Annotated in this window: 20 protein-coding genes; 6 read left to right on the top strand and 14 right to left on the bottom strand. The window is 33.3% G+C overall.

The window, feature by feature from the left end; translation table 11 throughout:
- The 8 genes from AB4Y90_RS06285 to recQ form a co-directional block, all read right to left on the bottom strand.
- The coding region (locus AB4Y90_RS06285) for a reprolysin-like metallopeptidase (RefSeq protein WP_441556571.1) at positions 1–563 on the bottom strand (563 nt) is incomplete at its 3' end.
- Positions 505–1,098 (bottom strand): hypothetical protein, encoded by a 594-nt coding sequence (locus tag AB4Y90_RS06280; RefSeq protein WP_441556570.1) that lies wholly within the window; start codon positions 1,096–1,098, stop codon positions 505–507. The genes AB4Y90_RS06280 and AB4Y90_RS06285, both read right to left, overlap by 59 nt.
- A 122-nt stretch (positions 1,099–1,220) precedes the next feature.
- Complete coding sequence (gene lpdA / locus AB4Y90_RS06275; protein WP_441556569.1) at positions 1,221–2,573, bottom strand: dihydrolipoyl dehydrogenase; 1,353 nt, start codon at positions 2,571–2,573, stop codon at positions 1,221–1,223.
- 117 nt (positions 2,574–2,690) lie between these two features.
- On the bottom strand, positions 2,691–3,014 hold the full coding sequence (locus AB4Y90_RS06270) for a hypothetical protein (protein ID WP_441556568.1): 324 nt from the start codon (positions 3,012–3,014) through the stop codon (positions 2,691–2,693).
- 48 nt (positions 3,015–3,062) lie between these two features.
- On the bottom strand, positions 3,063–3,413 hold the full coding sequence (locus AB4Y90_RS06265; RefSeq protein ID WP_441556567.1) for a hypothetical protein: 351 nt from the start codon (positions 3,411–3,413) through the stop codon (positions 3,063–3,065).
- 55 nt (positions 3,414–3,468) lie between these two features.
- Positions 3,469–4,554 (bottom strand): glycosyltransferase, encoded by a 1,086-nt coding sequence (locus AB4Y90_RS06260; RefSeq protein WP_441556566.1) that lies wholly within the window; start codon positions 4,552–4,554, stop codon positions 3,469–3,471.
- A 348-nt stretch (positions 4,555–4,902) separates the two neighbouring features.
- Positions 4,903–5,151 carry a hypothetical protein gene (locus AB4Y90_RS06255; RefSeq protein WP_441556565.1) on the bottom strand — a complete coding sequence of 83 codons (249 nt, stop codon included), beginning with the start codon at positions 5,149–5,151 and terminating at the stop codon, positions 4,903–4,905.
- Between the two features lie 140 nt (positions 5,152–5,291).
- Positions 5,292–7,496, bottom strand: a complete 2,205-nt coding sequence (recQ, locus tag AB4Y90_RS06250) for a DNA helicase RecQ (protein ID WP_441556564.1) — start codon at positions 7,494–7,496, stop codon at positions 5,292–5,294.
- Between the two features lie 146 nt (positions 7,497–7,642).
- On the opposite strand from recQ, the gene AB4Y90_RS06245 reads away from it, so the two are divergent.
- The 5 genes from AB4Y90_RS06245 to AB4Y90_RS06225 all read left to right on the top strand — a co-directional run bounded on the left by AB4Y90_RS06245 (position 7,643) and on the right by AB4Y90_RS06225 (position 13,904).
- Complete coding sequence (locus tag AB4Y90_RS06245) at positions 7,643–8,602, top strand: KpsF/GutQ family sugar-phosphate isomerase (protein ID WP_441556563.1); 960 nt, start codon at positions 7,643–7,645, stop codon at positions 8,600–8,602.
- Positions 8,603–8,621: 19 nt separating this feature from the next.
- Entirely contained in the window at positions 8,622–9,269 is a 648-nt protein-coding gene (locus tag AB4Y90_RS06240; protein WP_441556562.1) for a hypothetical protein, read from the top strand.
- A 54-nt stretch (positions 9,270–9,323) separates the two neighbouring features.
- Positions 9,324–10,154, top strand: coding sequence for a twin-arginine translocase subunit TatC (tatC, locus tag AB4Y90_RS06235; RefSeq protein WP_441556561.1), 831 nt, complete (start codon positions 9,324–9,326; stop codon positions 10,152–10,154).
- Between the two features lie 138 nt (positions 10,155–10,292).
- Positions 10,293–11,921, top strand: a complete 1,629-nt coding sequence (locus AB4Y90_RS06230; RefSeq protein WP_441556560.1) for a M1 family metallopeptidase — start codon at positions 10,293–10,295, stop codon at positions 11,919–11,921.
- Positions 11,922–12,047: 126 nt separating this feature from the next.
- Positions 12,048–13,904: a M61 family metallopeptidase gene (locus AB4Y90_RS06225; protein WP_441556559.1), complete on the top strand. Its 1,857-nt coding sequence runs from the start codon at positions 12,048–12,050 to the stop codon at positions 13,902–13,904.
- 199 nt (positions 13,905–14,103) lie between these two features.
- Here AB4Y90_RS06225 and AB4Y90_RS06220 read toward each other — a convergent pair whose 3' ends face one another.
- The 4 genes from AB4Y90_RS06220 to AB4Y90_RS06205 form a co-directional block, all read right to left on the bottom strand.
- The gene (locus tag AB4Y90_RS06220; RefSeq protein WP_441556558.1) at positions 14,104–15,003 is read right to left on the bottom strand and encodes a GLPGLI family protein; all 900 of its coding nucleotides are present in this window, start codon (positions 15,001–15,003) and stop codon (positions 14,104–14,106) included.
- Positions 15,004–15,109: 106 nt separating this feature from the next.
- On the bottom strand, positions 15,110–15,841 hold the full coding sequence (locus AB4Y90_RS06215; RefSeq protein WP_441556557.1) for a GLPGLI family protein: 732 nt from the start codon (positions 15,839–15,841) through the stop codon (positions 15,110–15,112).
- 408 nt (positions 15,842–16,249) lie between these two features.
- Entirely contained in the window at positions 16,250–18,247 is a 1,998-nt protein-coding gene (locus AB4Y90_RS06210; protein WP_441556556.1) for a M56 family metallopeptidase, read from the bottom strand.
- A gap of 1 nt (position 18,248) precedes the next feature.
- A complete protein-coding gene (locus AB4Y90_RS06205; protein ID WP_441556555.1) occupies positions 18,249–18,614 on the bottom strand; it encodes a BlaI/MecI/CopY family transcriptional regulator in 366 nt (121 codons plus the stop codon).
- A 125-nt stretch (positions 18,615–18,739) separates the two neighbouring features.
- On the opposite strand from AB4Y90_RS06205, the gene AB4Y90_RS06200 reads away from it, so the two are divergent.
- A complete protein-coding gene (locus AB4Y90_RS06200) occupies positions 18,740–19,312 on the top strand; it encodes a hypothetical protein (protein ID WP_441556554.1) in 573 nt (190 codons plus the stop codon).
- A gap of 52 nt (positions 19,313–19,364) precedes the next feature.
- On the opposite strand, the gene AB4Y90_RS06195 is transcribed toward AB4Y90_RS06200, so the two are convergent.
- Positions 19,365–19,601: a glutathione synthase gene (locus AB4Y90_RS06195; protein ID WP_441556553.1), complete on the bottom strand. Its 237-nt coding sequence runs from the start codon at positions 19,599–19,601 to the stop codon at positions 19,365–19,367.
- Between the two features lie 571 nt (positions 19,602–20,172).
- A complete protein-coding gene (locus AB4Y90_RS06190) occupies positions 20,173–20,493 on the bottom strand; it encodes a JAB domain-containing protein (RefSeq protein ID WP_441556572.1) in 321 nt (106 codons plus the stop codon).
- Between the last annotated feature and the right edge of the window lie 309 nt (positions 20,494–20,802).

The raw sequence follows: 20,802 nt of genomic DNA, 5'->3' as shown, positions 1-20,802 counted from the left end.
CTGTTACCATTACAGCTGCCCGTTGTAGCATTAAAAGTATGCGGACCTCCAAACTGATGCCCTAATTCATGTGCTACATAATCAATATCATAAGGATCTCCAATAGGATTAGATGAACCTGTAATTCCTGATGCTTTTTGAGAATTAGTGCATATTACTCCCAATCCTGCCAATCCGCCACCTCCTGTACTGAAAGTGTGTCCTACATCATAGTTTGCAGCACCAATAATTGAATTGATATTGGTTTGGCTTTCATCAATTAACGTATATGCATCATCATTTCCAGTAAAAGGATCTGTAGAAGGATCTGTAAAAATAACACTTGTTTCATTTGCTACTAAAACTAATCTTACCGCAAGATCTTGTTCATACACACCGTTTACCCTGTTTACGGTAGTTACAATTGCGGAAAGCGTCTGAGCGACAGTAGGAGATGCATAACCTGTTGCTGCAACAGCATATTCACCTGTACATGCAACTGCTAATCTGTAAATTCTGATCTGGCTACCTACACTTGGAGTAACGCTTTTTTGTTCGCTTTTTTTTTTCTGCCTGCAGATCATCTTTTACTCCGCAGCTTCTTGTTTTATTATTAATTAAATCATCTTTTTTATAAACGATATAATTATTAATATCACCTTTTGCATACGGATCAATATATAGATCTCCGGTTACAACAGACTTTATTTGAGCATGGAAACCAAGATCTGTAAAATCTAATTTTACAGTAGCATAAGCATCATCAATTCCCTGCCCCGTAAAAGTAACAATTCCCGGAAATTTTGCTGCCAACTCATTATCCATTACAGAAGATTTCCAGATTTTGAATTTAGCTTTTGTTCCGTTTGGCATTGGTAAAATGATAATTCTAGCATTATCTTTAGAATCATTATCTCTTAATTCAGGAACTGTATTAAAATAATTTTTTAAGTTCCCAACATCTAATTTGTAAGTGAGATATTTTTCAGGCTGTACTGTTCTGTTTTTAGAATCAGCATTTAAGCTTCTTTCATTTGAAGCAGAAAAAAAATCCTGTGCTTTAGTTAAAGAAACTGTCAGCAGAAATACTGCTGAATAAAGTAAATGTGTAATTTTCATATGAAATATTTTTTTTCAATATTAAAATTACTAATTATTTTATAATAACAATGCAGAAATCTCATAAGATTTCTGCATTTTGTATATTTTCTTCAAAGCTTAAACAATTAAGCTATCATTTATTACATATGAAGCGCTCTTTTTCCGGTAGCATCCAAAGCTGCTTCTTTAATCGCTTCTGCATACGTTGGGTGAGCGTGAGAACTTCTTGCAATATCTTCTGCACTTGCACGGAATTCCATTGCGATAACGCCTTCAGCAACTAAATCTGCAGCTCTCGCTCCGATCATGTGGAAACCAAGAACCTCATCGGTTTTTTCGTCAGCGATAATTTTCACCAAACCGTCAACATCACCACTTGCACGGCTTCTTCCTAAAGCTCTCATCGGGAAAGTTCCGATTTTGTAAGCTACACCTTCTTCTTTCAGTTGCTCTTCAGTTTTACCAACTCCTGCAACTTCCGGCCATGTGTAAACCACTCCAGGAATTAGGTTATAATTGATGTGAGGTTTTTGTCCGGCTAAAGTTTCAGCAACGAAAACTCCTTCTTCTTCAGCTTTGTGAGCCAACATTGCACCTTTGATAACATCTCCGATTGCATAAATGTTTGCAACGTTGGTCTGTAAATGGTCGTTAGTTTTGATTCTTCCTCTTTCGTCAAGCTCAACACCCGCTTTTTCAAGAGCAAGACCATCTGTGAAAGGTCTTCTTCCTACAGAAACCAAACAATAATCACCTTCAACGGTAACTTCTTCTCCTTTTTTATCTTTAGCAGTAATTTTTACAGAATCTCCGTTTCTTTCCACCGCAGAAACTGCCGTAGAAAGCATAAATTTCATTCCCTGTTTTTTAAGAACTTTAGTCAATTCTTTACTTAAAGCTCCATCCATTGTAGGGATGATTTTATCCATAAATTCAACAACAGTAACCTGAGCTCCCAATCTTAGGTAAACCGAACCTAATTCAAGACCAATAACTCCGCCACCGATGACAACCAAATGCTTAGGAATTTCTTTTAAATTTAAAGCTTCAGTAGAAGTAATCACTCTTTCTTTATCTAAAGTAATGAAAGGCAAAGAAGAAGGTTTAGAACCTGTTGCAATGATGGTATATTTAGAATCGATCGTTTCAGAAGAACCGTCGTTTTTAGTCACTTTAATCTGAGTTGCAGATTCGAAGCTTCCAAGACCTTCAAAAACAGTGATTTTGTTTTTGTCCATCAAAAAGTTGATTCCTTTTGTAGTCTGCTCTACCACTTCGTTTTTTCTCGCAATCATTCTTGCGATGTCTGCTTTTGGCTCGTTAATGATAATTCCGTGGTTTTCGAAATTGTGCTTTGCGTTTTCGAAATGCTCAGAACTGTCTAAAAGTGCCTTTGAAGGAATACATCCCACGTTAAGGCAAGTTCCGCCTAATGTAGAATATTTTTCAATAATTGCTGTTTTGAAGCCTAATTGTGCAGCGCGGATTGCCATTAATTACCACGCCACAAAGTGAGTTTTGTCAAGTTTTTGTGCGGGAAGATGGAAGTTGGTTGATGGAGCTTAATTGATTGAGAATACTATTTAACTATAAAAGAATTTCTTTTAAAATTATCTGTTTGCCTTTATCCAAATGATGACAGCTAAAAGAATCAGGGCAAATCCTAATTTCCCGCCAATAATGATCATTCCTAATCCCAAACACATTAATAATGTACCGGTAATATATAAAACAATACTTGTAATTGAACGATATTTGTTTTTCTCCCTTAAAATTTTCTGTTTTTCAGCATAAATTTCTCTCATCACTTCTTCTACATCCTGCTGATTGTATCCTTCTTGAATAATTAATTTATAAATGTATTTCTCATTATAGTTTTCAGATAGATATTTTTTGTATTTGCTTTCTATTTCATTTTTATAATTGTTATCCATGTTTTTATTAAAATTTTAGTTTCATCAGTTATTTTTTTAATTCAAAAGTTAAACATTTAAGTATAATTTTCCTTCCCCGAAAACTTCCTTATTCCCGTAAAAGACACCTCCGCAAATATACCATGGAAGATTTTCAAGATATTCTACAGCATTTTCGGGCTTCATATCTGCGACTTCTTTTTTAGCTATGATTCCTTTAAACCATCTGCTTAATTCCGGAGAATTTTCAGATTCGAGAGTGTATTTAAGCCAGATTCTTTGGCAAAGTCTGCATTGAATGATACTTACTTCAGCATTTCTGCCATCGGTAAAATCGGTTCCTACTATTGAAGTTCTGTATTCAGAATCAATTAAGTCGTGCTTTTCGCAGGCACAACCTAGTTTCGGAAGTTTTTTCATAAATGAATATTGATTTTAGATAAATTTTGATGCAAATCTAATGAATCTAAGTTTATTACTTCTTCATTAAATCCAATAAAATTTTCTCATATCTTTCCAAAATAATTTCTTTGGAAAACCTTGATTTAATGGAATTCCTGATAGAATCTGCATCATAATTACGATGAATCAGGGTAAGAATTTTCTGTGAAAAATCTTCGTGATTTTCAATATCAGCAATTTCGCCATTCGTATTATGCTGAATAATCTCATTGATCCCGCCTCTACAGTTATTCACCAAAGAATACGTTCCGCAGGCTCCGGCTTCCAACAAAACATTCGGGAAACCCTCATAACGCGACGAAAGAATAAACAAATCTGCAAACTTCAAAAACTGATACGGATTGTCTTGCCTTCCATGAAAAACGACATTCTTTAAACCTAAAAAATCTTTCATCTGATGAAGAATCTCACGATCTCTCCCATCTCCTAAAATATGAAGGATAATCTTTTCGTTTTTCAATCTGGAAAAAACTTTCAACAGGTTATCAAAGCCCTTTCTTGCAGACAAATTGCCGATAGCAACCACGTTTTTATAATTGTATTTAAAGCTTTCAGGCTTTGCAGAAACCTGCAGTTTTTCATTGATAAAATCAAAATCTACAGGATTATTTATTTTGATGACCTTCTGTTTTTTAATATTAAAATTATTCACCAGGTCGTTCATCATATCATCGCTTTGAGCAATGATCTGCTGGTAATTGTTGTAAAAATTATAGAAAAATTTAATTTCTTTTCTTGTAACATGCTCCGAAACAACGTTGGTTTCTCTGGCAATAAATTTAATTTTCGGAAAAAGCTTGATAAATAGAGACAAGTAAGCATTCACTTCTCCAAACCCGGAAAAAACAATATCGGGTTTTCTTCGGTAAATTTCCCTTAAAATAGGTTTTAAAGAATGCCTTATCCTTTCGGTATCGATGTCGATAATTTCCACATCTTTTTTTAGAAAATTTAAATAACCGCCTTGTTTTCGTAAAAGCAAAATCTTAGGTTCAAAACGATCCCTGGAAAGATGATTTGCAATGGTGGTAACGATTCTTTCTGCGCCTCCGGTTTCAAGATCTGGCAGAATAAACATGACAGAAATTTTCTTATTCATCCTGAGATTTTTTAAGTATTTCAAAGGAATTTTATCTTCACAACAGATCTGGAAAATGTTGCGAATGATTATTTAAAATATGATTAATCAAAAACCGATTTCCCTTCTGATCGAAAAAGATATACCAGGTTGTATTGGCATTTGCTTTATATTTTATAAATTTTTTTCCAAATTTTTGATAAGCTACAGGTGAATTTTTACTGATAGGTTTGGAAATATTATTCTTTATAAAATCATAAATTTTCTCTACATAATTCAAGGCAGAATCCTCAAAGCCAAAATATTCATTTACAAATAAAACTTCAAGTAATTTGTCAATTTCATTTTCAAATCTATCCTTATAAACAATTACTGTTTCCAAGGCAAACTTTCAATAAATGCAAACGTTCTTCTCCTCATTTCATCATGTGGAATTCCTTTCGCAAATCGCTCATCAAAATCATCTTTTACAGCATATTCAGATTGAGGTTCTGCAACTTGATCAATTGAAGTTTTCCTTTTCTTCATCTCAAGCAATTCTGCAATATCTTCAAGCTCATCCATTTCTTTAATCCATTGAATGAGTTCTTTTTTTGCTTCTAAAATTGGGTTTTCCATTGAGTCTTATTTAAATTTTCCCCTATTTATTTTCTCCCTTGTAAAAACCATTCAAGAAATACATTAAATAGTAAAACCAGCAAATATAATCCTGCTAAAAATAAAAGAAGATATGCAAAAAACTTTAAGACATCTTTCATTTAATTCGCAACATCGCTGATGAATTTTATTCTCAGCATTCTTACTTCTTCGTCAGAAAGCTCATCACCGAACTCATCCAGCAAAACTTTCATGCTGTCGCTTTCAGATTCGTTCATAAACTCCATAAAATCGTCTACTACATCTTCATCAAAATTATCTTCAATATAATAGTCAATATTTAGTTTTGTTCCCTGATAAACAATACGTTCCATCTCTTTCAAAAGATCGTTCATCGAAAGATTTTTGGCTCTTGCAATATCTTCAAGGTCAATTTTTTTATCGGTACTCTGAATGATGAAAACTTTATGGCTTGATTTATTGGCAACCTGCTTCAAAACCATGTCCTGAGTACGTTCTATATTGTTATCATCAACATATTTTGCAATAAAATCTGCAAATTCTTTACCGTATTTTTTGGCCTTTCCTTCTCCGACTCCGTAGATTTTGGCAATTTCTTCAACAGTAATCGGGTACTGGACCGTCATATCCTCCAAACTTGGATCCATAAAAACCGTGTAAGGCGGAATACTGTGCTTCTTGGCAACTTTTTTTCTGAGGTCTTTTAAAAGAGCAAATAAATTCTGATCTAAACCTCCGCCAGACTGCATCTGTACCTGATCGCTTTCTGCTTTTGACTGAGAAAGATCAAACTCGCGGTCTTCAGCAATCAAAAACGGATCTTTAAAATCTCCTGCTAAAACCTGTTTCCCTTTTTCTGCAATTTTTAAAACGCCGTAGGTTTCAATGTCTTTCTGCAGGAAGTTTTGTACGGTTGCCTGTCTTAAAATTGTTTTCCAGTAATTATCTTTTTCAGATTTTCCGAAACCGAAAAAAGAACTTTGCTCTAATTTATACGACTTGGTAACTGCCGTTTCTTTTCCGGCAATTACAGAAATAAGGTCTTTAGATTTAAATTTCTCTTTCGTTTCGTTAATTAATTCTAAGGTTTTCTTTAAATCTGCTGTAGCATCTTTCAGCTTTGGCGGATTGGCTGCATTATCACACATTTTGGCTCCTTCACCGTTTACAGGATCAAAAGTTTCACCAAAATAATAGAGGATATACTGTCTTCGGCTCATCGAAGTTTCGGCATAACCTACCACTTCATTTAAAAGCTGCAGACCTATTTCTCTTTCAGACACCGGCTTTTGAGCCAGGAATTTTTCAAGTTTTTCAATGTCTTTAGGATCGTAGAAAGCAAGGCAGTAACCTTCTCCTCCGTCACGACCTGCACGACCGGTTTCCTGGTAATAGCTTTCCAGAGATTTTGGGAAATCGTAATGGATCACAAAACGCACATCCGGCTTATCGATTCCCATTCCGAAAGCAATCGTTGCAACGATGACGTCTACTTCTTCCATCAGAAATTTATCCTGATTGGCAACCCTCACTTTCTGATCGAGACCTGCATGATAAGGAAGCGCATTGATTCCGTTTACCTGAAGAAGTTGGGCAAACTCTTCTACTTTTCTTCGGCTTAAACAATAAACAATCCCGGATTTTCCTTTATTTTTATTGATAAATTTTACAATTTCTTTATCAATATTCACTTTTGGAGTTACTTCGTAAAATAAATTAGCCCTGTTAAAGCTTTCTTTAAAAACCAGAGCATTGGTCATTCCTAAAGTTTTCTGAATGTCATCCTGTACTTTCGGGGTTGCTGTAGCTGTTAAAGCAATTACAGGAACATCTGCAATTTTATCGATAATCTGCTTTAAATTTCTGTATTCCGGGCGGAAATCGTGTCCCCATTCTGAAATACAGTGCGCTTCATCGATTGCAAAGAACGATATTTTAACCTCTTTCAGAAACTCTAAATAATCTTCTTTAATTAAAGACTCCGGAGCTACATAAAGAAGCTTTGTTTTACCACTTTTTATATCATCAAAGACCTGTTTGGTCTGGGTTTTGTTAAGAGAAGAATTCAGAACGTGTGCTACTCCGGTTTCAGAAGAAAGTCCGTTTACTGCATCTACCTGATTTTTCATAAGAGCAATAAGCGGCGAAACAACGATAGCCGTACCCTCAGAAATAAGAGCCGGAAGCTGGTAACACAGTGATTTACCGCCTCCTGTAGGCATCAGTACAAAAATATCTTTTCCATTTAAGAGATTTGTGATGATCTCTTCCTGCTGTCCTTTAAAGGTAGAAAATCCGAAGTATTTTTTTAATTCGCCTGATAAATTGGCTTTTTTTGCGCTCATCTAATTTTGTATTGCTAAATTTGCATCCAATCCAAAGTTATAAAATTTTTACTTAAAATAAAAGGAATAGATTTTTTTAGTCATCAAATTTATATTAAGTATAAATTGAAAACATTGGTAACCGATATACTAATTTCGTTATAAAAATGGAAAGAGACAACATTATCTCAACAGCAAAAAACACACTGACTATAGAAATTTCTGAGCTGGAAAAATTAAAAGAAAGAATTGGTGACGAATTTGTAAAAGCAGTAGAACTGATACATTCTGCCACCGGAAAACTGATCGTGGTTGGTATCGGAAAATCTGCTCACGTAGGAAATAAAATCGTTGCAACCCTCAATTCTACAGGAACACCTTCTCAGTTTTTGCATGCTTCGGAAGCCATTCACGGGGATTTAGGCGTTATTCAAAAACAGGATGTTGTTTTATGCATTTCCAATTCGGGGAACTCACCTGAAATCACCAATCTTGTTTCTTATTTAAAAGACTATTCTTCTGCATTAATCGGAATGACGGGTAACAGAAAAAGCAAACTTGCAGAATTTTCTGATGTGATTTTAGATACCCATGTAGATATGGAAGCTTGCCCGAATAAACTTGCTCCTACAAGCTCTACAACCAATCAAATGGCTCTGGGAGACGCTTTAGCAGTATGTCTTATGGAAATGAACGATTTTAAAGAAAATGATTTCGCCAAATTTCATCCCGGAGGAAGTTTAGGTAAAAATTTAACGGCAAGAGTTGAGCAGTTCCTGTCTTCACAAAAACCTCAGGTTTTTGAATATTCTCCTGTAAGAGATGTTATCATTTCTATCAGTGCGTCAAGTCACGGAATAACCGTTGTTACAGATAACGAAAAAATCATCGGCGTTGTTACTGATGGAGATTTACGCAGAATGTTGCTTAAAGGTGACGATATTTCTAAAGTTCTGGCGAAAGACATTATGTCTGCAAATCCTAAAACAATTGAAAGAGATGTCCTGGCAAAAGAAGCCATGAAAGTTTTAAAGGATAATAACATCGGACAATTAATTGTAACAGAAAACGGACAGTATTTCGGAATTATTGATCTGCATACTTTGTTGGACGAAGGGATTAATTAATTTTTCTGTGATTATTAAAGTGAAAAATTTCATCATATTTTGTTTTGCCCTTTTATCTTTTAATTTTAATGCTCAGGAAATTGATAAAACGTATTATTTATTAGGAGCAGTTGATAATTATTCAGGTAGAAATTATGAACTTAAAAACAGTGATTACAAAGGCTACATTTTAAAGGTCAATAAAGATGAAACCAATAAAATTAAAAAGCTTCAAGAAGTTTCCGGTTTAAAATTTTCAAACTTCAATTCTGAAACTTTAGAAAATTGGGTTTCTCTTAATTCTGATGTTTACGAAAAAGAAATCAATCAATTTTATTCTTTTTCTAAAGTAAAAGGTACAGAAAATTATCGTGGGATAATAAATCGTGACAAAGTTTTAAAAGGAACGAAAAACCAATTATTATCTTATCTATTAGGCTCATTTTTAATTCATGGAAATATAAAAACAGAAAATGATGGCGGAGATCAGTATGAAGTTTATGAAATTTCGGTTGCCAATGCCAAACCACAATTTGAAGTTTTAAAATCCATTTTAAAAGAATTAGGCGTATATACTATTAAAGAAGAGATTTGGTACAAAATTCCATTTACATTTCATGTAAAATTTTCTTCTGACTCCGAATTAAAAACTTTATTAGATAAAGAATTAGTTTATCAAAACAATTAACTAAAATAATTATTATCATTGCAAATCGAATCTCAGAATTCATAACATAAATTTATGGCAGAAGATAAAGAGATGTCCTTTTTCGGACATATTGGAGAATTGAGAGGGCATTTGATCCGCTCTATTCTTGCTATTGTTATAGCGGCAGTTGTTGTCGGTTTTAATATCAACTGGATTATGGATCATATCTTTTTTGGTCCTACCCGAAATGATTTCCCGACCTTTAAACTGGTAAATGATTTTTCACAATGGCTTTTAGGTGAAGACAGCATTACTTTACCTGATGAATTTCCCGTGAGAGTTCAGAGATTGTATCAGCAGTTTAATGTGATGATGGCGGTTTCTATTTTTGGTGGTCTTGTTGCAGCTTTTCCTTATATTGTTTGGGAATTGTGGCGGTTTATAAGTCCGGCTTTGCATCCTAATGAAAGAAAAAATTCGATATTCGTTATCAATTCGGTCTGGATTTTATTTATGACCGGAGTTTTATGCGGATACTTCCTTATTCTGCCTTTTGCAGTTAATTTTGGAGTTATTTTTAAAATTTCAGACATTATCATTCCGTTATATGACCTTAGTGATTATACGACTCTGTTTTTACAGGTTGTTTTAGGAATGGGTGTTGTGTTTTTATTTCCGGTTCTTATTTATTTCCTTACCAATATCGGGATTTTGAATCCTAAATTTATGAAGACCTACAGAAGACATGCGATTGTTCTGATTATGGTGGTTGCGGCAATCATCACTCCAGCTGATGTTTTGAGTATGATGATGGCAGCATTGCCTCTTTTATTGCTTTATGAATTTAGTATTGTGATGTGTGGTTACACTTATAAAAAAGTTCAGAAACGAGAAGCTGGTTTAAAAACAGTTCAAAAATCTTAAAAAAAATTAAATATAATAGTAGCGGCGCGAAAATCTTCGATTTTCGCGCCGCTTATTTTCACAATATATTTTAAAAAACAAAAACTCTGAATAATATTCTTTAATTTTGATTACAGTCAAATTTCATCCTATTTAAAAATGAAAAAAATTTCTTTCTCGCTTTTATTCGTTTCTGCAATTGCTTTCGGTCAATTCTTTGAAAAAGGGAAAACGTTTACAAAACAAGACACTTTAAAGGGTTCTGATACCCAATTCAGGAATTTCTGGGATGTAAAAAAGTATGAACTTTCCGTAGAACCGAATTTTCAGCAAAAAAGTATTACCGGAAATAATAAAATAAGTTTTGAGATTACCAAAGATATTTCAAACCCTGTTTTCCAAATAGACCTGCAGCAACCGATGAAAGTTGATGTGGTACAATGCAGTTTCCCTACTCCGAAACCGTTTAAAAGAGAAGGAGATTTTATATTCATTTCTTCTCAGAAAAATTTTAAAAAAGGAGAAAAATATACCATTGAAATTGGCTATTCCGGGAATCCTACGATTGCCAAAAACGCACCTTGGGACGGAGGTTGGGTGTTCACAACCGATGAAAAAGGAAATCCGTGGATGAGCGTTGCCGATGAAGGAATTGGCGCTTCGGTCTGGCTTCCTACAAAAGATATCTGGAGCGATGAGCCCGAAAACGGAATTGTTATGAAAATTATTACTCCAAAAGATTTAGTCGGGGTTGGAAATGGAAGATTAATTAACAAAAAAACCGAAAACAATAAAAACATTTTCACTTGGGAAGTTAAAAACCCGATCAATGCTTATTCAATTATTCCGAATATCGGAAAATATGTAAATTTTAAAGATTCTTATACCGGAGAAAAGGGAAAATTAGATCTTGATTATTGGGTGATCGATTATAATTTAGATAAAGCAAAAAAGCAGTTTCAGCAGGTAAAGCCAATGTTAAAAGCATTTGAATACTGGTTTGGTCCTTATCCTTTTTACGAAGATTCTTACAAACTGGTTGACTCGCCTTACCTAGGAATGGAACACCAAAGCAATGTTGCTTATGGAAACCAGTATGTAAACGGATATTTAGGCAATGATCTTTCGGGAACCGGAGTTGGCTTAAACTGGGATTTTATCATTATACACGAAAGCGGACACGAATGGTTTGCCAATAATATCACGGCAAAAGATCAGGCCGACATGTGGATTCATGAATCTTTCACCAACTATTCTGAAGTTCTTTTTACTGAAGATTATATGGATAAAAAATCTGCGGATCTTTATGCGCAGGGAATTCAGAATAACATAGAAAACGATGTTCCCATCATAGGAAAATACGGTGTACGAAACGAAGGAAGCGGCGATATGTATGCGAAAGGCGCAAGTATGATTCATACAATGAGGCAGATTATTAATGATGATGTGAAATTCAGACAGATTTTAAGAGGCTTGAATAAAGATTTTTATCATCAAACCGTCACGACCGAACAGGTTGAAAAATACATTTCAGAAAAGGCAGGATTTGATTTCTCATCTATTTTTAATCAATATCTAAGAACGGTTGATGTTCCTGTTTTAGAATATTCTCAAAACGGGTCAGAATTAAAATACCGTTTTGTAAACGGCGTAAAAAATCTGAAACTCCCGGTAAGATTTGGAGAATATATCATTTCACCAAATGAATCCTGGCAGACTTTGAAGCTTAAAAATTCAAATCCGGTAGAGTTTAGCAAGAATTATTATATCAGATATAAAAAGATTTAAAAATTATTAAAAAGCAAGATCAACATTATGGTTTTGCTTTTTTTAACTAAAATTTAGCGAAAAATTATTAATCTCCCTGTAACAAATTCAATTTATAATCAACTATTTATCTATAAAATAAACCTAATGAAAAAAATAGCAATCAGCTTAGGAATTCTTGCGGTGGCTTTTGTTCAAGCGCAATCTATAAAAACAAACATCGATCTTGTTAATGTAAAAGACGATAAAATAGCCGTTACGATGGAGTTTCCGAAAATGAAATCGAATGACGTGAAATTTCACTTTCCAAAAACAGTTCCCGGAACATATTCTGTAGATGATTACGGAAGATTTGTAGAAGGAATAAAATTTTTAGACAACAAAGGAAAAGAAATCGCTTTTACCAAAGTGAATGACAATACCTATTCTCTGAAAAACGCAAAAGCTTTAACCAAAATCACCTATTTGGTAAACGACAGTTTTGACGAAGAAAATCAAACTGACAAACACAAAGCAGTTTTTTCACCTTCAGGAACAGATATTGAACAAGGTAAAGTTTATCTGATTAATACGCACGGTTTTGTAGGTTATATCGATAATATGCAGGATGTTCCGTATCAACTGGTGATCCAGAAACCAAATGATTTTTACGGAACTACCGCTTTGGTTGATCAGGATAAATCTGAAGCAACCGATACTTTTACTTTAGCAAACTATGCAAAGCTGACCGATTCTCCTTTAATGTATTCAAAACCTGATTATATCACATTCAATGCGGGAGGAATGGATCTTGTTTTGGGGGTTTATTCTCCGACAGGAAAATATAAAGCTGCAGATTTTAAAGAAAATTTAGAAAAAATGGTTGTTGCTCAAAAGAAATTTTTGGGTGACATGAATACCAACAAGAAATACGCAATCATGCTTTATCTTGCAGGAACAGAAGGTCCACAAATAAAAGGTTTTGGAGCTTTGGAACATCACGAATCTACCAGTGTTGTACTTCACGAAATGATGCCTAAAGAAGCTATTGACGAAGCCATTGTAGACGTAGTTTCTCACGAGTTTTTCCATACGGTAAATCCGTTGAAAACGCATTCTGAGGAAATTCATTACTTCGATTATGCAGATCCGAAAATGTCTCAGCATCTTTGGATGTATGAAGGCGGAACCGAATATTTTGCCAATTTATTTCAGATTCAGGAAGGTTTGATTACCAAAGAACAGTTTTTACAGAGAATCGGCGACAAGATCAAAAATTCTAAAAGCTACGACGATACGATGCCTTTTACGGTGATGAGTAAAAATATTCTTCAGGATAAGTACAAAGACCAGTACAGAAATGTTTACGAAAAAGGTACACTTCTTACAATGTGTCTTGATATCGAACTGCGAAAATTATCAAACGGAGAAATGGGTTACCGTGATATGATCAGAAAACTGTCTCAGAGATTTGGTGAAAATAAGCCATTTAAAGATGATAAACTGATCGACGAATTGGTAGAGATCACAGGATTTCCTCAGGTAAGAGATTTTTACAATAAATACATTGCAGGAAGCCAGCCGACTCCGTATGCAGAATATTTGGCTCAAGTTGGTGTAGAAATAAAAAAACAGGAAACTCCTCCGGTTTTCTGGTTCATCAAAAACCCTGAACAAACAGGCTATAACGAAAAAAACAACGCATTTGTGTTTGATGAAAGCTCTGCACTTTCTTCTTTCTCAAGAAATATCGGGTTTAAAATTACTGACGAAGTTGTTGCATTAGACGGAAAAACAATTAATATTCAAAATGTGCAGGAATTTATTGGTTATGCACAGAAAATCAAAGACGGACAAGATGTAACCGTAACTGTTCTTCGTAAAAATGGCGACAAAACAGATAAAATTGATTTAAAAGGAAAAGCTGTTTTAGATAAAATAACTTTAGAAACATTGCAGTTTAAAGCAAATCCTACTCCTGCAGAGCAGAAACTTCAGGATCAGTGGCTCACTGGTAAAAAATAAGTGTTGATTGTTTTTGGTTGATCTTTGATGAATTTTTATTCAATGTTTAAAATCAAAAATTATAGTAAGAATTTAAAATAAAACAAGCGGGGAAATTTTCCTCGCTTGTTTATTTTTACAGTTCCTGAAAATATTTAATTTTCTTATTTTTCTAATAGATTAAATTTAAATCTAAAAATTAGCAACCAAAACCCAACAACTATTTATACAAATCTAATTCAATTGGATTATTATTTTTTTTGAGGTTTTCTTTTGTTCTTTTCTCAATCTCTCTGAAAACCTGATTGGGATCTGAGATTTCTCTTCCGTCTGATGTTTTCGATTTAAAAACAATTTTATTGGTTTCACTATTTTTCATCATCATTTCGCGCATATTTTTGGTAGGGTCGTTTATATAAGCTTTCCATACTTTTTTAAACTGGCTTTTGCTGGCTTCAATATCTTTCCCTCCCATTCCCATAATCTGCATTCCTGTCGGAAGATTCATTTCCTGATCTGCATTTACCTGGATTGTTTTATTTCCTATTAAGGTCATCGAATGCGAACCTGTTTTATCCTCAATTTTCACAATCAGTCCAGGAAGACCATAAAATTTATAAGGTCCGTCCTGAAAAGGAATATCGGTAGAAAACCAGGCTGTCCATTCACGACCTCCAAATTTCGTGGTTGCTTTTTGAACATTATATTCACCAATTTTTTGCTTATCCGGAAGAATTTTCCATATCGGTTTTTGATCTTCTTCTACTTTATAGCTGTCGGTAGAAACTCTCACAAAAAGATACGTTTTAAAATCCGGATATTGCTTGGTAACTTTTTCCGAAACCAAACCCTGATTATTTTTTCTGTTGATACTGATATTTCCAGGCGAGCCTTTCAATTGCTTTTCTATATCTGCCTTCATCGTAGAGTCTGCCACAAATGTCTCTCTGCTGTAATATTTAGACCCCGACTTATCGATATCAAGGAGCATCATCTCTGTTTTTACATCTTCTTTATTGGTAGAATCGGGAATAAATTTATAATCGTAAAAAAAACGGTTGGTCTGTGCAAAAATACTGCACCCCAATACTAATAATAAGCTTAAAATAATTTTTTTCATCTTATTTGATTTTATTTAAGTTCTATTCTGTTGTTATCTTTTTTTATTCTGGCTTTCAGACGTTCTTCCTGGCTTTTCATCTGGTTACCGCTTCCTTCTTTCATGATCATCGTAACGCCTCGCCTCCCATCTGCATTTGCTTCAATCCTTTTGTGGGATCGTTCTCATATTCTTTTACCAATTTTTCGTATTGTTTCTGATTGATCATAATTTCTTTTTCACCAAAAACATCTTTCGGAATTTCTGAGATATTTTTCACAGCCTGCAAAGTAAAAACATGCGATTTGCTAAGGTCTTCCAGCTTTACGATCAAACCCGGAAGACCATGAAACTTGTAAGGTCCATCCTGAATCGGAATATCTGATGTAAACCATGCTGCCCATTTTCTTCCTCCAAACTCAGCTTCAGCTTTCTGCGTATTCCACTCTCCTATTTTTTGTTTTTCAGAACTTATTTTCCAATTGATTTTGCGGTCATCGTCAACTTTATAGTGATCCATCAAAATTCTGTTGTGCAGAAAAACATCATAGTTCGGATATTTTTTAGAGATGGAATATCTCACCAAACCTTTTCGCGAATCAGCTTTTATATTGATCTTTCCCGTTAAAGCCAGTTGTTTTTCCAAATCAACTTTCATAATAGAGTTTGAATGATAAACAGTATAGCTGTAAAATTTAGATCCGGAATCGGCAACATCAAGATTCATCATCTCGGTTTTTACATCAGCAGTATTGGTAGAATCTGGTATAAAACGGTATTCGTAGGTAAAACGTTTGTTCTGGGCATTCGTGAAAATCCCGATAAGCACTACACTGAAAACGGTTATCAGTTTTTTCATTTTAAAACTTATTTATAAATACTTAGAGCCTGTTTAAAATTAATATTCTAAATTTTCTTAACTAAAATTCTTTATTTTTAAAACATTAAATAATTAAGAATTATTCTGATAATGAATATGTTTAAGGATCAATAAATTGATTTTGGTTAAAATCATTAAGCATAAGTCTCAAACCTTAACTTCTAAATCTTAAAAATTTTTAATAAATATGAATTTCGCAAAGGCGCAAGATTGTTTAACTATAGTATGCTTTAAGGCGCAAGGATTTTATCTTCGATAAAATTGATCAGCATTATAAAAGAAAATCTTCGATTTTCTCCTTGCGCCTTAAAAACAGAGAAYTTTTATCAAATCTTGCGTCTTTGCGTTTTTCAAATAAATTTAAACAGGTTCTTAAATTTTAAAAGATCATTTTTGTTTAGTTTTGATGTGAATTTCGCCTGTATCTTTACCTGAAACTTTCGTTTTATTGATATTGATAGATTCGATATTCTTTGGATCAAGGCTTTGCATTTCTTCACTCGAACTTACCTTTCCATCAAGGAAATATTTTACATCTCCAACAGAATTAGTCTTAATCATATCTTTCACATTGGTTTTAAAAGTTCCTCCTGTAGAAAGAATTTTAGTATTAGAAGCTATCGGAGATTCGGTGTAACTTGAAGTGGCAGAGTAATTTACTTTTGGCGCATGTGCATCTACAGAAATTATCCAAGGATTGTTTTGTGCTTTTTGTCTTACAATTTCGGCTTGTTTTCTGGCAACTTCGGCTTGTTTTCTTGCCAGTTCAGCTCTTTCTTTAGATAATCTTTCTAGTTTTCTCTGGTCTTTTTTAGACAATTGTTTTTTTGAAATACGGTTTGTGTCATTAAAAAAAGTATAGTCTTTCCCCGAATATTGTTTTACAATTTTCTTTAATTCTTCAGAATCAGAAAAAACATCTTTTCCGTTAAAATAAAATTTGTTGATGTCGCTGTATTTCTTTTTAAATTCAGGTGAATTGAATCTGTCTTTCAAAGCTTTAATTTTCTCTTCACTTAAACCGGAGTTTTCTTTAAATTCTTTAGAATCAAACATTTTTTCCAGATCAAGTTCTTCTCCGTTTACACTTATTCTGTAGTTATCTCCATCCGGAAAAACTCTTTTAAAGCTCATGTCTTTAAGAATTACTTTAGCATCTTTATCGGCAAGCATTTTATCTCTTCTGCTTAATAGATCGTCAAAATCTACTCTAAACTGCTTATCTCTGTCAACAATTTTATCCATTTCACCCGAAAGTTGTTTTAACTCTTTTGCTTTTAACTCAAATTCATAGCTGCTTTCACCTTTTTCTTTTGCTATTTTCTGAAGTTCGGCAGCTTTTTCTTTTGATTTTTCACTTAAGGTTTTAAGCTTTTCAGACTGAATTTTCAGCTTTTCATTGGCTTTTGAAATTTTTTCCTGCTGTATTTTTACAATTTTATCAGCTTCATTTTTGGGAGAGATTGTATCTTTTTTAATTTCTGCAACCGCTTTTTCAATTTCGCTGTTTACTTCTTTTATTTCTTTATTTTTTGCATTAACCATATAAGCAAATGCAACGGTGAATAGAACCGGTAAGGCAAATATTCTTCGCGCATACCCGAATTTTGTTTGAGGTTTTTGTAACATTTTAAGTCTTTTTTTAAGGTTTGAACTTAGAAACGGACTGGTCGCAGGCAAAGTTTTTCCGGAAAAGTGGCTTGCTAAAAGCATCTGCGCAAATGCTTTTGTGTCCGATTGTTTTACGGCTTTTTTATCAGCCAGGTATTCGTGTATTAAATTGATTTCTTTTTTGATGATATGAAAGAACGGATTGAACCAAAAAACAGAAGTAATAATCTCTATAAATATCTTGTCTACAGAGTGTTTTTGTTCAATATGAACCATTTCGTGCTTTAAAATCTGCTTTCCTACTTCTGAATTAATAATGATAGAATTTTTCCAGAAAAGATGTTTAAAATAGGAAAACGGAGCTTCTGAAAGATTGGTCTGGTAAAAATTTACCCCTTCAAAACTTTCTTTCTTAAACTGGCTTTTGAGCTGCTGGATCCTGAAAATCCCGTACATGAATTTCCCTAAAAAATAGAGAGAAACCAGCCCCAAAGCTGAAAAAATAATTCTAAAATAAATGTAGTCATGGCTTATGGTTTTGTTTGTATTTAAATTCTGTATCTTATTGATCAGTAAAAACAAATTTTCATTAACCTCGATCGTAAAGTCTTCTACTTTAATAAGAGGCAGCAAGATCGAGATCAGCATTGCCGACAAAAGGTAAAATCTGTTGTAATGATGAAAGGTCTTGTCTTTTAAAGACAACTGATAGTACAAAAACATTACACCCGAACAGATGATTACTTTTCCGAAGTAAAAAAACAGAGTTTCCATATTAATCTTTGCTTTTAAGTTCGTTCAACAGCATTTCAAGATCTTCAACGGTCATTTCGTTTTTTTCTACCAAAAAAGAAACGGCGCTTTTGTAAGAACCTTTAAAATAATTTTTCACCAGGCTTTTCATCGTTTTCCCGGAATACTGTTCTTTTGTTACCAGAGGAAAGTATTCGTGCTGTCTTCCGTACACATTATAATCTACAAACTCTTTATCTTTCAGCACTTTCAGGATTGTAGAAACGGTATTGGTATGAGGCTTTGGTTCCGGATAGAGATCCAAAACATCTTTAAGAAAACCTTTTTCGAGTTTCCATAAAAACTGCATTACCTGTTCTTCTGCTTTTGTTAAAGTCTGGATGATCATAATATGAATTTAATTATTGGGATAAAGTTAATAAAAAAACCGTATCACTAATAAATTAGTTATACAAATGTAGAATAGGCACAGAATGAGAAAATATATTTATTTTAGTGCTTTAAAAATTTCTAATGAAAAGATATACTCTACTTTCTGTTTTAATGTTGTTGATATTTAGTGTAACATCAGCGCAGACATCATCTGTTTTCGGATCGGTTACAGAAGCCAAAACAAAAATTGAAAACACGGTTCCTTTGGTTTTGGAACATTTAAAAAAAATAAGCGAATCGCAAAATGATAACGGAATTCTTACCAACGGAAAAGCCGCTCTTAAAAAAGAATACGATATCGTTGCATTAGAATTTGACCTTTACAGGGGAAATATGGCAAGCTGCATCGTCAACAAATCTTCTAAAAAAGCTACTAAATGTATGAATTATCATACCCTGTATTTCAGAAATACATTAGTAAACTACGATAATTTCGTTAATTATATTACCAAGAAAAACGGATATTTGGGCGTAGAAGACGAGTCTGTAAAAAAAGATTTCAAACCTACAGAGATTGCTACCAAGATCGATACCGATTTCACAGCCGCTTCAAAAGCAGCAGGTAAATTGAAAGGTACTGCAAAAGCAACTTATTTTGAGCAGGTAAAATCTGAAGATTTTAAACTGGCTCCTTTTGATACTTTAGTTCAATAGATAAAAGTACAGCATACAAAAATCCCGCTTCAAATGAAGCGGGATTTTTTTGTTATAATTTTTTGTACTCATCAGAAACTACTCTTCCGTTGAATGGTTCGCTCCACGCAACGAAAACCCTTTCATCAGGAGATCTTATAATCTCTGCCTGAATCACTTCATATTCTCCATTCTCATTTTCTCTTTCAACAATAAGATCCACACCTTTTCCGATACCCTGCTCAACTTCTACTTTATATCTTTCATCTTCTTTTATAAAGTCTTCTTTTCTAAATGTTATATCAGCCATAATTATTTATTTTTTAAAATACTAAAAGCAATTAGTAAACCATTTATCAATTTAAAATTAAAGACTGTTTTAAAATTCATATCATTAATTCTTAACTTAAATAAACTTTGTTCATTCATTATTTTAAAACATTCAATAATTATGGATTATTTGGATAATGAATAAGTTAAAAATTAATAAATACAAATTTCATGATTGGTTTTTCGCAAAGGCGCAAATTTTTTTAAATATAGTACGCTTTAAGGCGCAAGGATTTTATCTTCGATAAAATTGATAAGCATTATAAAAAGAAAATCTTTGATTTTCTCCTTGCGTCTTAAAAACAGAGAACTTTTATCAAATCTTGCGTCTTTGCGTTTTTCAATAAATTTAAACAGGCTCTAAGTATAAATCTCTTTCAACCTTAACTTCTTAATATTAAAAAACAAAAAAGGAGAAGCATTTCTGATTCTCCTGTTGGTAGCGGGGACACGACTACCACCCTACAATATAACTTACTCATTTACAATAATTTAAAATATATTCTGGATTTTGGTATGCCGAATTGTATGCCTCTTGAATTTTAATCTGCTTAAATAAGTCCTTCATCAGCAAAACTCATGTAACTTTCTTTTGTTATGATGATGCTATCAAATAAAGTAATATCCATAAGTTTACAGCTTTCATTTAATTTCTTTACAATGTTCAAATCTGTGGAACTTGGTTTTAAATTTCCACTTGGATGATTATGAACTAATATGATACCTGGAGCCAAGCATTTTAATGCTACTGATAGTACAAGTCTGACATCTACTAAACTACTTGTAATTCCACCTTTGGATAAATTGTAGATTCCTAATACACAGTTTGAATTATTAAGCAAAATTACTTTTACTTCCTCCTGCATTTCTATTGTTTCTTCATTCCAAAACTTTCTTATAATTAGAACAGCATCAAAGCTTGTCGTAATCTTTGAACTTACAATTTTATTAGGTTTGTAAGATCCTGGATTTCAGAAACTTCTGATATAATATTATTCATTTCTTTAGTTTAAATTGTTTTGTAATAGTTTATTCTGATACATCAATACAGAGAATTTCTTATCTTTTCTCAGAATCAACATCATATATTCTGGTAACTCAATATCCTGCATCTCTTCTAATTTCTGTTTTAAAAAATCTAAAATGTCACCTGGATATAGGAATTCTACTCTCATTAATAC

The organism is Chryseobacterium sp. 2TAF14, assembly GCF_052115105.1.
Lineage (GTDB): Bacteria > Bacteroidota > Bacteroidia > Flavobacteriales > Weeksellaceae > Chryseobacterium.
The sequence above is the reverse complement of the archived record's forward strand: the minus strand, read 5'-3'. Positions and strand labels throughout refer to the sequence as shown.

Coding starts and splice junctions, on each gene's coding strand:
- AB4Y90_RS06230 (WP_441556560.1), top strand. CDS start 10,293: ATGAAAAAAATTTCTTTCTCGCTTTTATTCGTTTCTGCAATTGCTTTC.
- AB4Y90_RS06205 (WP_441556555.1), bottom strand. CDS start 18,614: ATGATCATCCAGACTTTAACAAAAGCAGAAGAACAGGTAATGCAGTTT.
- AB4Y90_RS06210 (WP_441556556.1), bottom strand. CDS start 18,247: ATGGAAACTCTGTTTTTTTACTTCGGAAAAGTAATCATCTGTTCGGGT.
- AB4Y90_RS06265 (WP_441556567.1), bottom strand. CDS start 3,413: ATGAAAAAACTTCCGAAACTAGGTTGTGCCTGCGAAAAGCACGACTTA.
- AB4Y90_RS06225 (WP_441556559.1), top strand. CDS start 12,048: ATGAAAAAAATAGCAATCAGCTTAGGAATTCTTGCGGTGGCTTTTGTT.
- AB4Y90_RS06200 (WP_441556554.1), top strand. CDS start 18,740: ATGAAAAGATATACTCTACTTTCTGTTTTAATGTTGTTGATATTTAGT.
- AB4Y90_RS06195 (WP_441556553.1), bottom strand. CDS start 19,601: ATGGCTGATATAACATTTAGAAAAGAAGACTTTATAAAAGAAGATGAA.
- lpdA (WP_441556569.1), bottom strand. CDS start 2,573: ATGGCAATCCGCGCTGCACAATTAGGCTTCAAAACAGCAATTATTGAA.
- AB4Y90_RS06255 (WP_441556565.1), bottom strand. CDS start 5,151: ATGGAAAACCCAATTTTAGAAGCAAAAAAAGAACTCATTCAATGGATT.
- AB4Y90_RS06220 (WP_441556558.1), bottom strand. CDS start 15,003: ATGAAAAAAATTATTTTAAGCTTATTATTAGTATTGGGGTGCAGTATT.
- tatC (WP_441556561.1), top strand. CDS start 9,324: ATGGCAGAAGATAAAGAGATGTCCTTTTTCGGACATATTGGAGAATTG.
- AB4Y90_RS06280 (WP_441556570.1), bottom strand. CDS start 1,098: ATGAAAATTACACATTTACTTTATTCAGCAGTATTTCTGCTGACAGTT.
- AB4Y90_RS06215 (WP_441556557.1), bottom strand. CDS start 15,841: ATGAAAAAACTGATAACCGTTTTCAGTGTAGTGCTTATCGGGATTTTC.
- AB4Y90_RS06260 (WP_441556566.1), bottom strand. CDS start 4,554: ATGAATAAGAAAATTTCTGTCATGTTTATTCTGCCAGATCTTGAAACC.
- AB4Y90_RS06245 (WP_441556563.1), top strand. CDS start 7,643: ATGGAAAGAGACAACATTATCTCAACAGCAAAAAACACACTGACTATA.
- AB4Y90_RS06270 (WP_441556568.1), bottom strand. CDS start 3,014: ATGGATAACAATTATAAAAATGAAATAGAAAGCAAATACAAAAAATAT.
- recQ (WP_441556564.1), bottom strand. CDS start 7,496: ATGAGCGCAAAAAAAGCCAATTTATCAGGCGAATTAAAAAAATACTTC.